Origin of the sequence: Sandarakinorhabdus sp. (assembly GCF_031422795.1) — a bacterium.
GTDB lineage: Bacteria > Pseudomonadota > Alphaproteobacteria > Sphingomonadales > Sphingomonadaceae > Sandarakinorhabdus.
This window is the reverse complement of sequence record NZ_JANPML010000041.1, coordinates 1-12,574: the sequence shown is the minus strand read 5'-3', so window position 1 is coordinate 12,574 and position 12,574 is coordinate 1. Positions and strand designations below refer to the sequence as shown.

The window sequence follows — 12,574 nt, the reverse complement described above, 5'->3', positions numbered from 1 at the left end:
CTTCGGCCAGCAGCGCCGCGACGAACGCCGACACGCCTTCGGCGCGAAACGAGCGCACCGACACGGCTAGGTGCAGCCCCGCATCGACGACCGCGCCACGGTGCGCTAGGTGCCACCGCATTGCCCCGTCGATGGTGCCGCCCTCGGCCATCAGGTGCGGCGGCAGGAAGACCTGCCAGTGGGGCAGCCCGGCCTGCAGCGCGTTCAGCCATTCGGAGACGCCGGCTTCCCCGCGGTTGATTTCTTGCCCTTCGCCGATCAGGCAGACGACGACACACCAATCCGGCCGCCGATCCATGACCGACAGAAGGAAGCCGGGTTCGGACTGGTCAAACGCCGGCTGGCCTTTCTTGCGCCGCATGAAATCGCTGGTCATTGCGCGATCCCAGGCACGCTGTGCCTCGTCGAAGATCACCACATGCTCGGTCGGCACGCGGTCGGGTGCAAGATACTCGTCACGGAAATGGTGGACGTTCTGATGAAGGCATCGGGTTCGCGGGCTTGCAGAATGCGCACTTCGGGCAGATCGGGCAGGGCGCGTTTGCGCTTCCCGTCGCGGCGCAGCGCCTCCTGCAGCACCTTCACCAGCGGACCGTTGCCAGACAGGAAAACGGCATGCTCTTCCGGGTGGTCGGGATGGCGCTGGCAGGCGAGGTTGAGCCCGGCGAGCGTCTTGCCGGCACCGGGCACGCCAGTGACAAAGCAAATGGCCTTTCCGCCCTGTGTTCGCATCCGCGCCACCACCGCCGCAATGGCGTTTGCGGTACGCGACAGATTTTCTGCCCCCGCTTCGGAGCGGGAGATGGCGGTGACATCATGGCCGGCATAGAGCGCTTCGGCCGCTTCGATGATGCTTGGCGTCGGGCGGTAGGCGCCGGCAGCCCAGGGCTCGGCATCAATTACTGAGCCTGAACCGGTGGCGAGCAGGCGCTGGATGCTGGGAAGCACGTCGTCAGGGGCCAGACAGATGGGCGCGTGCACCTTGTCGGGCGCCCAGAAGCCCAGGCCCAATTGCTGGGGCTGCGCCTCGGTGGCGATCAACAGGGGGACGATCGCCTTGTCGTGGCTAGTGACGTGGAAATTCTTGAGATCGAGGGCATAACCATGCGCCTGTTCGACGGCGTGACGCGGAAAGGTGCGTTCGCCAACCTTGTATTCCAGCACCAGGAGCAACGGGCCGGCCACGATCACGGCATCGGCGCGGCGTCCCATGCGCGGAATGGCAAATTCCATGAAAAAATGCGCATCGGGCAGAGTCGCGGCCAATTGCTTCAGATGCGTGATGGTGAATTGCCACGCAGCGATCTGCGGTAATTCGGCGGGGAATTGCGTGGATTTGGTGAGGTGCCCCAGCAGCAATTCGGGCGCTGCCTTTGCGAACACTTCTGCAGGGGCATCAAACCAGGCGCGCTTCATGCCAGCCAGGCTGCCAGGTGAATCGAATGGCCGCAACGAAAAAGGGCGGCCGTTGCGGGCCGCCCTCTTGTCATTGGCGTGTCGGCTCAGGCGGCCTTGGGGGCCGAATCCCGCACGCCGGCGTCCACATGGGCTTCGAACTGGGCGAAGTTGGTGATGAACATGCCGACCAGTTTCTGGGCCTGCGCGTCATAGGCGGCTTTGTCGGCCCAGGTTTCGCGCGGGTTGAGGATGGTGGGTTCGACGCCGGGGACGGAGACGGGGACGGCAAAGCCGAAATTGTCGTCCGTGCGGAACTCGGCATTTTTCAGGCTGCCATCCAGCGCGGCGTTGAGCAGGGCGCGGGTTACCTTGATCGGCATGCGGGTGCCCGTACCGCCGGTGCCGGCGCCGCCGCCGGTCCAGCCGGTGTTGACCAGCCACACGTCAACGCCGCCCTTGGCAATGCGTTCCTTCAGCAGATTGCCATAAACCGATGGATGGCGCGGCATGAACGGCGCGCCAAAACAGGTGGAGAAGGTGGCATCCGGTTCGGTCACGCCGATTTCGGTGCCGGCAACGCGGGCCGTATAGCCCGACAGGAAGTGATACATGGCCTGATCCGGCGTCAGTTTCGAGATCGGCGGCAGGATGCCGAACGCATCGGCCGTCAGCATGATGATGTTGCGCGGCACCGGGCCCATGTTGGAGGCTGAGGCGTTGGGGATGAAATCGATCGGATAGGAACCGCGGCTGTTTTCCGCCAGGCGGTTGTCATCAAGGTCGATCACCCGGGTGACGGGATCGATCACGACATTTTCCAGCACCGTGCCGAACCGGCGGGTGGTGGCATAGATTTCCGGCTCGGCTTCGGCGGAAAGCCGGATCATCTTGGCATAGCAGCCGCCTTCGAAGTTGAAGACCGCGGTATCCGACCAGCCATGTTCATCATCGCCGATCAGCGTGCGGCTGGCGTCGGCGGAAAGCGTGGTCTTGCCGGTGCCGGACAGGCCGAAGAACACGGCGGTGTCGCCGGCCGGGCCGATGTTGGCCGAACAGTGCATCGGCATCACGCCCTGCAAGGGCAGCAGGTAATTGAGGATGGAGAAAACGCTCTTCTTCATCTCGCCGGCATATGCGGTGCCGCCGATCAGGATGGTCTTGTTTTCGAAATCGACCGCCACGATGGTTTCGCTGCGGCAGCCGTGGCGGGCCGGATCAGCCTTGAAGCTGGGCAGATCGATGATGGTGTATTCCGGCACGAACGCCGCCAGATCGGCCAGTTCGGGACGCACCAGCAGGGTGCGGATGAACAGGCTGTGCCAGGCAAATTCGGTGATCACGCGCACCTTCACCCGATATTCGGGCTGGCTGCCGCCAAACAGATCCTGCACGAACAGATCTTTCTTGCCCTTCAGCGCGGTTTCGAAATCGGCCTTGATGGCGGCGAACTGCGCGGGCGTGATGCTCTTGTTCTTGTCCCACCAGATGGTGCCGTCGGTGGCGGCGTCGCGCACGATGAACTTGTCGTTGGCGCTGCGGCCGGTGTGCTTGCCGGTTTCAACCACCAGCGCGCCATGTTCGGACAGCAGGCCTTCGCCGCGCTGCACGGCCAGCTCGACCAGGGCGCCGGTCAACAGGTTCCAGTGCAGGGCGGCCGGCGTGGCAAGTCCTTGTTGTTGAAGGCCATGGGCGGGCACAACAGTTGACGGCACGGTGAATACTCCCTCATCACCGGGTCAGCCCTTGCTGCCCGAATTTGCATGCTCGCATAACCGACACATGCCAATTCGTCAAAGAACCGGGGGCAACGTTTGCCGCATGGCAGCCATGTCCTGTCGTAACCGACAGGCCTAGCTTATGGCCGACACGGGCGCGCCCTTGCCAGCCGGCAGCCAAGGTTCCACATAGGCGAACGATGGATATCGAAAGCCCGCCAGCCCCCACCATCGCCCTGGTCGATGATGATCGCAACATTCTCACTTCGGTGTCGATTGCGCTGCAGGCCGAAGGCTTTGTGGTGCGGCTCTATTCCGATGGCGATTCCGCCTTGAAGGCGTTGCTTGAAAGCCCGCCCGATCTGGTGGTGCTGGATATCAAGATGCCGCGCATGGACGGTATGGAGGTGCTGCGCCGCCTACGCGAGAAAGTCCAAGTGCCGGTGATCTTCCTGACCAGCAAGGACACCGAAATCGACGAGGCGCTGGGCCTGGCGATGGGTGCCGATGATTATATCGGCAAGCCGTTCAGCCAGCGCCTGCTGATCGAACGCATCCGCGCCGTGCTCCGGCGCACCGCCAATCGCCGGGCCACCCCCGAATCCGGCGATGAAGACGCGCCCGCCGCCGATCCCATCGTGCGCGGCCGCCTGACCATGGATCCGGCCCGCCACCGCGTGTTCTGGGATGCCGGCGAAGGCCGGCGCGGCGATGTCGCGCTGACCGTTACCGAATTCATGATCCTCGAAACGCTGGCTGCCCGCCCTGGCTTTGTGAAATCGCGCGATCAGCTGATGGATGCAGCCTATTCCCACGATGTGTATGTGGATGATCGCACCATCGACAGCCACATCAAGCGCCTGCGCAAGAAGTTCCGCGCTGTTGATCATCAGTTCAAGGCGATCGAGACGCTGTACGGCGTCGGCTACCGCTTCAACGAGGAATAGGCGGGTGAAGGCCGAAGTGGCCGTGCAGGAATGGCGCCGCGGCCTGGGCTTTGGCAGCCTGCGCGCCCGCATCTTTGCCGTGAACCTGCTGGCGCTGATCGTGCTGGTGATCATGCTGCTCTATCTCGATACGGTGCGGTCGCGGCTGCTTGATGAACGCACGGCCAGTCTGGCCAATGAAGCCATCACCGTGTCGCGGCTGGTGACATATGTGCCGGAGCCAGCGCGCGCCGGCAGCGTTGCCCGGCTCGGCATGGAACGCGGCACCCGCGTGCGCCTGTATGCCGATGACGGCACGCGGCTGGCCGACAATTGGCAAAGCCCGCGCAATCCGCGCTTTGTGATCGAGGATCCAGCCGCCTATGGCTGGCGCCGATCCTCGGCCAAGGCCATCGATCGGGCACTGGATGTCGTGTTGGGGTTCCGCACGCTTGCCGCCTATGCCGAACCGGTGGTGGACACCGCCAGCGTGTGGCCGGAACTGGCGCGCAGCGTGAATGCCGCCCGGCCGGTCACCGAATTGCGGCGGGCCAGCGATGGCAGCCTGATCGTCAATGCCGCCACGCCGGTGCCCGGCTTTGGCACTGTATTGCTCACCGATTCGGCCGATGATCTGGCGGATATCCTGCGCCGCGAACGCCTGACCTCGGCCTGGTTGCTGCTCAGCGTGATGGCGCTCACGCTCGGCCTGTCGCTGTATCTGGCGCGCACCATTGTGCGGCCCTTGCGCCTGCTGGCAATTGCGGCGCACCGGGTGCGGCTGGGGCGCAGCCGTGAAGTGGTGGTGCCGCGCCTGCCCGACCGCAAGGACGAGATCGGCGCACTGGCCCGGGCCATTTCCGACATGTCGACCGCGCTGCGCCGCCAGATCGACGCGACCGAAGCCTTTGCCGCCGATGTCGCCCATGAATTGAAGAACCCGCTCGCGTCCTTGCGCTCTGCAGTCGACGTGCTGGAACGGGTGGAGCAGCCCGATCTGCGCGCGCGACTGTTGGCGGTGATCCGCGATGATGTCGGCCGCATTGATCGGCTGATCACCGATATCGCCGATGCGAGCCGGCTGGACGCAGAATTGTCGCGCACCGGTTTCCAGCCCATCGATGTTGGCGCCCTGTGTGATGGCCTGGTGGCGGCCTATGGCATTTCGGTGCCGGCCCGCGGCGTGATGGTGACGCGCGCCGGCGAAGCGCTGCCGGTGCTGATCGAAGGCGATGCCAGCCGGCTGGCGCAGGTGCTCAGGAACCTGATCGACAACGCCATCAGCTTCTCGCCCGATGGCGGCCAGGTGGAACTGGCGCTGAACCGCGCTGGCGCCCAGGTCGAACTGGTGGTCAGCGATTCCGGCCCCGGCGTGCCGCCCGCCAACCGCCGCGACATCTTCCGGCGCTTCTATTCCGAACGCCCTGCGGCTGAGGATTTCGGCCGGCATAGCGGCTTGGGCCTGTCCATCGCCGGTGCCATTGTGGCGGCGCACGGCGGCCAGGTCGTGGTGGACGATGCACCGGGCGGCGGCGCGCAGTTCCGTGTGATCCTGCCGGCGGCCTGAGATGGAGACGCTCCCCGAAACCATCCACGCCACGGCCGTTGCGCTCGATGGCCGGGCGGTGCTGCTGCTGGGGGCTTCGGGCGCCGGCAAATCCGATCTGGCGCTGCGGCTGGTGGCGGCGGGCTGGCGGCTGGTGGCGGATGATCGGGTGGTGGTCACCGTCGACGGCGACCGGCTCATCGCGTCTGCGCCGCCGCGTTTGGCCGGCCTGATGGAAGTGCGCGGCGTGGGCATCGTGCCGGAACCCACGGCACCGGCTGCCATCGCGCTGGCGCTCGATCTGGCGGCCGCGCCCGACCGGCTGCCAGAGATTGATCAGCTGCCGCTGGCTGGCCGCTCCATCCCGCGGCTCGGCTTCGATGCGTTCGGGGATTCCGCGCCGCAGCGCGCCGCAAGGGCTCTGCAAGTGCATGGCTTGGCAACGCCCGGCCTTGCCGGCACAAGAAGCGACGTGAGCCCGCCGATCCTGATCATTTCCGGCCTGTCCGGTGCCGGCAAATCCACCGTGCTGCGCGCGCTGGAAGACGCCGGGCACGAGGTGGTGGACAATCTGCCGCTCACCCTGCTCGATGCGCTGATTGCCGGCGCCGAAGGTCGCCCGCTGGCGCTGGGCATCGATACCCGCACCCGGGCTTTTGATGCCGCCGCGCTGGGCGCGCGCGTCGCTGCCCTGCGCGATGCTGGCCGCGATGCAAAGCTGATTTGCCTCGAATGCAGCGATGATGTGCTGATCCGGCGCTTTTCCGAAACCCGCCGCCGCCACCCGCTGGCGCTCGACCGCCCCGCCATCGACGGCATCCGCGCCGAACGCGAACTGTTGGGTCCGCTGCAGCGCTGGGCCGATCTGGTCATCGATACCACCGAATTGTCGGTCACCGATCTGCGGATGCGCATTTCCGAACGCTTTGGTGGCGGCTATTCGCCGGGCCTTACTGTCACCGTCCTCAGCTTCGGCTTTTCCGCTGGCCTGCCGCGCGATGCCGATCTGGTGTTCGACATGCGTTTCCTCAGCAATCCGCACTGGGATATCGCGCTGCGGCCCTTGACCGGCGAGGATGATCAGGTGGCGGCGCACGTGGCCGCCGATCCGCTTTATGCCCCGACGCTCGAGAAGATCGACGATCTCGTGCGCACCCTGCTTCCTGGTTATGCGCGGGAGGGCAAGGCCTATCTCACCATCGCAATCGGCTGCACCGGTGGCCGCCATCGCAGCGTCGCGGTGGCGCGGGCGCTGGCGGCACGGCTGGTATCTACCGGCCAGAATGTGGCACTGGTGCATCGGGATATCGCTAAACAAGGCGCGGATGCGGCCGTGGTTGCAGGCTCCCCATTGACAGACTCGGCCAAAGCGCGCGACGGCGGCGAACGATGATCGGATTGGTTTTGGTAACGCACGGCCGCCTTGCGGCTGAATTCGTGGCAGCGATGGAGCATGTCGTCGGTCCCCAGTCGTGTCTGGAACCGATCTGCATCGCCGCTGACGACGATATGGAGCTGCGCCGCGCCGATATCGCGGCTGCCGTAACGCGCTGCAACGAAGGCCAGGGCGTCATCATCCTCACCGACATGTTCGGCGGCACCCCGTCCAACCTCGCCATCTCGCTTCTCGGCAGCCAAGTGGAAGTGATTGCCGGCGTGAACCTGCCGATGCTGATCAAGCTGGCCAGCGTGCGCAAGACCTGCACTGTCGAAGCCGCCGTGCAGGCCGCGCAGGACGCGGGGCGCAAATATATCGCGGTTGCCAGCCGTATGCTGGGCGAGGCTGCTTGAGCGAGACGGCTGGCCCTATCGAGGTTCCGATCACCAACCGCCGTGGGCTGCACGCGCGGGCCAGCGCCAAATTTGTCACCATGGCCTCGTCCTTCGATGCCGAAGTGACCGTGAGCCACGATGGCTCGTCCGTCACCGGCACTTCCATCATGGGCCTGATGATGCTCGCCGCCGCCATGGGCGACAGCATCAACATCAGCGCCACCGGGCCGGAGGCGCAAGCCGCCGTATCGAAACTGGCCGGCCTGGTGATGGACAAGTTCGGCGAGGATTGACCCCCGGCCGGTTCCGCGCTCTCGTTGCGCGATGCGCCACTTCCTCCTCACCGTCGCCCTGCTTGCTGCCCCGGCGATTGCCAAACCCGATGCCGACACCAAGGCGTGGCTGGCCCGCACCGCCGAACTCAGCAGCGACGCCATGGAGGGCCGCGACGCCGGCAGCCCCGGCCACGCCCGCGCCATTACCTTGGTGGAAGGCTGGTTCAAGGCCGCCAAGCTGAAACCAGCCGGCGAGAACGGCAGTTTCCGCCAGACTGTGCCGCTGCACGAAGTGGCAGTGACGGCGGCGGATATGCGCGTGGTCAGCCCGGATGGCGTGGCTGCGCCCCTGCGGTTCCTGCACGACGTCACGCCGCGCCCGGCCACCGATTTGCCGGCCACCCTGTCGGGCGCGATGCGCTTTGCCGGCTATTGCAGCGCCGCCGAAGCCGGCCCCGAGTTAAAGGGCAAGATCGCCGTCTGCTTCGGCAGCCGCCGCCCCGGCCGTGCCACAGCGGCGGAGCGGCTGGCGGCCGTGACCGCTGTTGGCGCGGTAGCGCTGCTCACCGTCGATGATGTCGGTTTCACGGTGGAGCCGCCGCGCTGGCCCGATGCCTATGCGCGCAGCGTGGCACACGACGGCGCGCCGCTGCCCAGCGGTTTGCCGCAGTTCCGCGTCAACGGCGCCGCGCTGGCCACGCTGATCGCTGGCTCGCGCCGGCTGGCGGCGGCGATCCTCACCGACGCGACCTACCACCGCGATCTTGAATCCTTCGATCTGCCTGGCCGCTTCGAGGCGAAATTGACCACGGTGCAGCGCCGTTTCACCGCTGAGCAATTGATCGGCCTGCTGCCCGGCACCGACAAGGCGAAGGCCAATGAAGTGCTGCTGCTCGGCGCCCATATCGATGGCTATGGCCTTGGTGAACCGGTGAATGGTGACGCTCTCTACAATGGCACATTGGATGACGCCGGCTACGTGGCGCTCATCAGCCAGTTGGCTTCGCGGCGTCGCGGCAAGGGCTTCGCCCGGCCCGTATTGTTCGCGGCGTGGACGGCGGAGGAAAAGGGCCTGCTCGGCGCGCGCTGGTGGCTGCAGCACCCGACGGTGCCCAAGGCGCAATTGGTGGGCGTCATCAACCTCGATCAACTGCGCCCGCTGTTTCCGCTGAAGGCGCTCACCCTGCACGGGCTGGGCCAGAACACGCTGGCCGACACGGCGAAATCGGTGGCGGAAGGGCTGAAGATCGAGATCCGTCCCGACCGCGAATCCGAACGCAACCTCATCCGCCGCGTCGATTCATGGCCGTTCATGGAAGCCGGCATCCCGGCGGTAAATTTCGTCTTCGCCTACAACCCGCGCAGCCAGCAAGAAGCGATTTACCGCGACTGGTACCAGCGCCGTTACCACCGCCCACAGGATGATATTTCGACGCCGATGGATCTGGACGCGGCGCGGGATTTCAACCGGTTTTTCTCCACGCTGGTGGAAACGGCGGCGAATGGGGCGGCAAGGCCGGTGATGAGGGTGGGTGCGCCGCCCTCCCCGTAAGTTACTCGTCATGCTGAACTTGTTTCAGCATCCATGGGACGCAGGCGGCCAAATGCGGGCTTTCCGAGGCATTTGCGCCATGGATGCTGAAACAAGTTCAGCATGACGAGTCCCTTTTGGTAGTGAGGGCCAATGGACCGTCAGCCTTGCGTCTACATCCTCGCCAGCCAGAAACGCGGCACCCTGTATATCGGCGTTACCAGCAATCTGGCGCAGCGGTTGCACCAGCACCGGAACAATCTGCTGCCTGGCTTCACGGCCGACTACAGGGTTCATCGCCTGGTCTGGGCGGAGGCACACGCCACCATGCCGGCCGCCATCGCGCGGGAAAAGCAGCTCAAACGCTGGCACCGGCAGTGGAAGATCAACTTGATCGAAGCCGAGAACCCCGAATGGAAGGATCTGGCCGTGCTCTGGGGACTGGCGCCACCATTGGGAGAGAGGGAATGAGGGGCGACACTCACTCAAAGAGAACCCGTCTTGCTGAACTTGTTTCAGCATCCATGGCGCAAATGCCTCGGATAGCGCGCCCTTAGGGGACGGCCTCCCATGGATGCTGAAACAAGTTCAGCATGACGAGTGCCTAATGGGAAGTTTGGGTATTCACTCCCCAGGTCGGTACGTCTTCTCCACATGCCCCTGCAGCTGCGCATCGGTGAAATAGACGGGGCGGAAATCGTGGCTGCGATAGCGTTCAGCCTGGTCGCGGAAGTGCGGGCTGGCGGGGTTGCTGTTGAGGCCGCCGGCGTGGACGGCGCGGGCTTCGGGGCCGTCCTTGCCGAAGCGCACCACGGCGACGAAGCTGTTGCCATAGCTGCCATACCAGCGTTTCGTGCCCACGCCGGGCCCAGCACCAAAGCTGGCGAGGCTGCCCCAGTTGCCGCTGGCAAAGCCGATCGGGGTTGAGGGCAATTTGTCGTCATAGCGGCCGGCGATGGCGCCATTCAGCCGCTGGAAGCGGTTGATGTGGCCCCACGGTGTGTCCCAGCCGCCGAAATCACCGGCCAAGCGGGCAATGGCGGTATCGAGCGCGGCCAGCCGATCGGCATCCGGCACACTGGCGCTGGCCAGATACGGCACGATGGCTTCCTCATCCAGCTTGGCGATGGGGCCAAAGCGCTTGATCATCTCGTCGCCCCAGAACACGGCAAGGCTGGTCGGCACCGAGGCTTCGCCGGTGCGATAATCCCAGGCCTTCAGCGCGGCGACCGGCCCGGCCAGCCGGTCTTTCTGCGCGCTGGTGGGCAGGGCATCCCAGGCCTTCACCAGCGGCGGGATCGTATCGGCAAAGCCCTGCAGGAAGGGATCATATGCGGTGGTGAGCAATGCGGGCAGATCGAACTTCTTGTCGCCGCTCAGCAGGCGCAGCGCGTTGGGGCCACGCGGGTTTTCGCCGGCATAGTCCATATAGCGCGGGAAGGCGGCCTGTTTCGGGCTGTCCTTGCCGGCGGCGGTCCACGGCCAGTTGTTGACGTTGAACACAAAGCCGCTGCCCGGATTGGCGACGCTGGGCAGTTGATCGATTCTGTGTTCGCCCTGCCAATCGGTGGCAGGATCGCTGCCGTCGACCGGCTTCTTCCAGTTGAACTTTGCGTCGCGCACCGGCACGAATTGCGGGTGGAGATAGGCGATCTCGCCCTTGGAACTGGCAAACAGCGTGGCGTTGGACGAGTTGGCGCGGCGCGAGGCGACCTGCAGATAGCTGGCCAGATCATGGGTCTTGGTGCGCAGGAAGCTTTGTTCCAGCGCCGCCACTGGCCGGTGCATCAGCGCCACCGCGATCCACTTGCCATTCTCCGCCCGGATGATCGGGCCGTGGTGCGAGCGATAGGTGGTGAAATTGCGGGTTTGCAGCGTGCCATCGGCGGCCTTGTAGGGCACGCTGATGCGCTTTTCGGCCAGCGGCTTCCACGTCGTGCCGTGCAGATAATGCCACTTGCCGCCACGCTGTTCGACGGTGAGCGCAAATTCATCGATATTGTCGACGCCCGACGAGGTGTGCATCCAGCCGACATGGCGGTTGAAGCCCTGATAGACGAAGAACTGCCCCCAGGTGCTGGCGCCATAGGCATCGAGGCCCTGACCGCTTTCGACCTTGGCTTCGCTGCGGAAATAGAAGCTGGTGTGCGGGTTGATCAGCAGCAGCGCATCGCCTGATGTGCTGCGCGCCGGCGCCAGCGCCATGCCGTTGGAGCCAAGCGGTTCGGCCAGTTCGCTGCCCAGATCGAGCGCGGTCAATTTGGCCGGCTGGCCGCTGTGCAGCGCTTCCAGGTTGGCGAGGTTGATGCTCTCGATATCGCCGCCGATGCTGCCTTCGGAAAAGCTGAGCGCCATCCAGGGTTCGAAATGGGTAATAACGCGCGGTTTCACGCCCGGATGGAGGCTGAGATAATGGTTCAGCGCGTCGGCCCAGGCGGTGCACAGCGTCTTCAGCCAGCCGGGGCTGGCGGCATATTGTGATTTTAGTTCAGCCGGATCGATGAACAATTTCATGCGCAGGTCGCGCCAGATGGCGGCTTCGCCTTCGGTTTCGGCGAGGCGGCCCATTGCGTTGATGAAATTGGTTTCGACCCGATTGAAATCGTCTTCGGCCTGGGCGTGCATCATGCCGAACACGGCGTCGGCGTCGGTCTTGCCCTTGATGTGCGGGATGCCGAAATCATCGCGGGTGATGGTGACGGCGGACGCACGTTGGGCCCAGCGGTCGGTTTCAGGCGAGGCCAGAGCCGAGGTGGAAATAAGGGCGGCGAGGAGGCTGAGGCGCAGGATCATGCGCCAAGGCTAGTGGCAGCGTTCCCCTTCGGCAAGAGCGCCAAGCCTATCACAGAGACCAGCGCGGCGCCGGCCAGATACCAGCCGACCGCGCCGATGCCATAGCGCGCCGATAGCGCCGCGCCGATCACCGGCGTGAGGCCGCCGCCGATGATGCCGCCGAGGTTGAAGGCCACCGACGCACCGGTATAGCGCACGCGCGCCGGAAACAGGCCGGGCAGGAAGGCGCCCAATGGCCCATAGACGAAGCCCATGACGAACAGACCCAACGACAGGAAGGCAAACACGCCGCCGGGGCCGGCCTGCATCAGCGGGCCCATGACCGCGCCCACCGCGATGCTGGCCAGGCTGCCCAGCATCAGCACGCGCTGCGGGCTGGTGCGATCGGCAAGCCAGCCGGCGATCAGGATGCCGGCCGCCAAGAACGATATGGCGCCCAGTTGCAGTTGCAGGAAAGCTTCGCGGCTGTAGCCCAATTGCGTGGTGCCGTATCCCAGCGCAAAGGCGGTCGCGATGTAGAAGATGGCAAAGCAGGTGACGGCCGCCGCGATGCCGCACAGCGTGGCACGGCCATGGTGGCGCACCAGTTCGGCCAGCGGCACGGCGGGCGGCTTTTC

10 protein-coding genes and 2 pseudogenes are annotated in these 12,574 nt (G+C 65.3%); 7 read left to right on the top strand and 5 right to left on the bottom strand.

The window, feature by feature from the left end:
- The 3 genes and pseudogenes from RMO81_RS01660 to RMO81_RS01650 form a co-directional block, all read right to left on the bottom strand.
- Positions 1 to 649: DNA/RNA helicase domain-containing protein (locus tag RMO81_RS01660; protein WP_310473989.1), on the bottom strand; the 649-nt coding region annotated here is incomplete at its 3' end.
- A pseudogene (locus RMO81_RS01655) lies at positions 559 to 1,212 on the bottom strand (DNA/RNA helicase domain-containing protein); the annotation flags it as partial. The gene RMO81_RS01660 and the pseudogene RMO81_RS01655, both read right to left, overlap by 91 nt.
- Positions 1,213 to 1,502: 290 nt before the next feature.
- Positions 1,503 to 3,110 (bottom strand): phosphoenolpyruvate carboxykinase, encoded by a 1,608-nt coding sequence (locus RMO81_RS01650; RefSeq protein ID WP_310473988.1) that lies wholly within the window; start codon positions 3,108 to 3,110, stop codon positions 1,503 to 1,505.
- A gap of 203 nt (positions 3,111 to 3,313) precedes the next feature.
- Here RMO81_RS01650 and RMO81_RS01645 point away from each other — a divergent pair, with 203 nt between their 5' ends.
- The 7 genes from RMO81_RS01645 to RMO81_RS01615 all read left to right on the top strand — a co-directional run bounded on the left by RMO81_RS01645 (position 3,314) and on the right by RMO81_RS01615 (position 9,635).
- A complete protein-coding gene (locus RMO81_RS01645; RefSeq protein ID WP_310473987.1) occupies positions 3,314 to 4,060 on the top strand; it encodes a response regulator transcription factor in 747 nt (248 codons plus the stop codon).
- Positions 4,061 to 4,064: 4 nt separating this feature from the next.
- Positions 4,065 to 5,606: an ATP-binding protein gene (locus RMO81_RS01640; RefSeq protein ID WP_310473986.1), complete on the top strand. Its 1,542-nt coding sequence runs from the start codon at positions 4,065 to 4,067 to the stop codon at positions 5,604 to 5,606.
- A 1-nt stretch (position 5,607) separates the two neighbouring features.
- Positions 5,608 to 6,978 carry an RNase adapter RapZ gene (gene rapZ / locus RMO81_RS01635; RefSeq protein ID WP_310473985.1) on the top strand — a complete coding sequence of 457 codons (1,371 nt, stop codon included), beginning with the start codon at positions 5,608 to 5,610 and terminating at the stop codon, positions 6,976 to 6,978.
- Positions 6,975 to 7,376, top strand: a complete 402-nt coding sequence (locus RMO81_RS01630; RefSeq protein ID WP_310473983.1) for a PTS sugar transporter subunit IIA — start codon at positions 6,975 to 6,977, stop codon at positions 7,374 to 7,376. Before rapZ ends, RMO81_RS01630 begins: the two co-directional genes overlap by 4 nt.
- On the top strand, positions 7,373 to 7,651 hold the full coding sequence (locus RMO81_RS01625) for an HPr family phosphocarrier protein (RefSeq protein WP_310473981.1): 279 nt from the start codon (positions 7,373 to 7,375) through the stop codon (positions 7,649 to 7,651). The genes RMO81_RS01630 and RMO81_RS01625 overlap by 4 nt, the downstream gene beginning before the upstream one ends.
- A 31-nt stretch (positions 7,652 to 7,682) precedes the next feature.
- Positions 7,683 to 9,185 carry a M28 family peptidase gene (locus tag RMO81_RS01620; RefSeq protein ID WP_310473980.1) on the top strand — a complete coding sequence of 501 codons (1,503 nt, stop codon included), beginning with the start codon at positions 7,683 to 7,685 and terminating at the stop codon, positions 9,183 to 9,185.
- 132 nt (positions 9,186 to 9,317) lie between these two features.
- Positions 9,318 to 9,635, top strand: a complete 318-nt coding sequence (locus RMO81_RS01615; RefSeq protein WP_310473979.1) for a GIY-YIG nuclease family protein — start codon at positions 9,318 to 9,320, stop codon at positions 9,633 to 9,635.
- Positions 9,636 to 9,788: 153 nt separating this feature from the next.
- On the opposite strand, the gene RMO81_RS01610 is transcribed toward RMO81_RS01615, so the two are convergent.
- Positions 9,789 to 11,957, bottom strand: coding sequence for a penicillin acylase family protein (locus RMO81_RS01610; protein WP_310473978.1), 2,169 nt, complete (start codon positions 11,955 to 11,957; stop codon positions 9,789 to 9,791).
- Positions 11,954 to 12,574, bottom strand: a pseudogene (locus tag RMO81_RS01605) (MFS transporter); the annotation flags it as partial. The gene RMO81_RS01610 and the pseudogene RMO81_RS01605, both read right to left, overlap by 4 nt.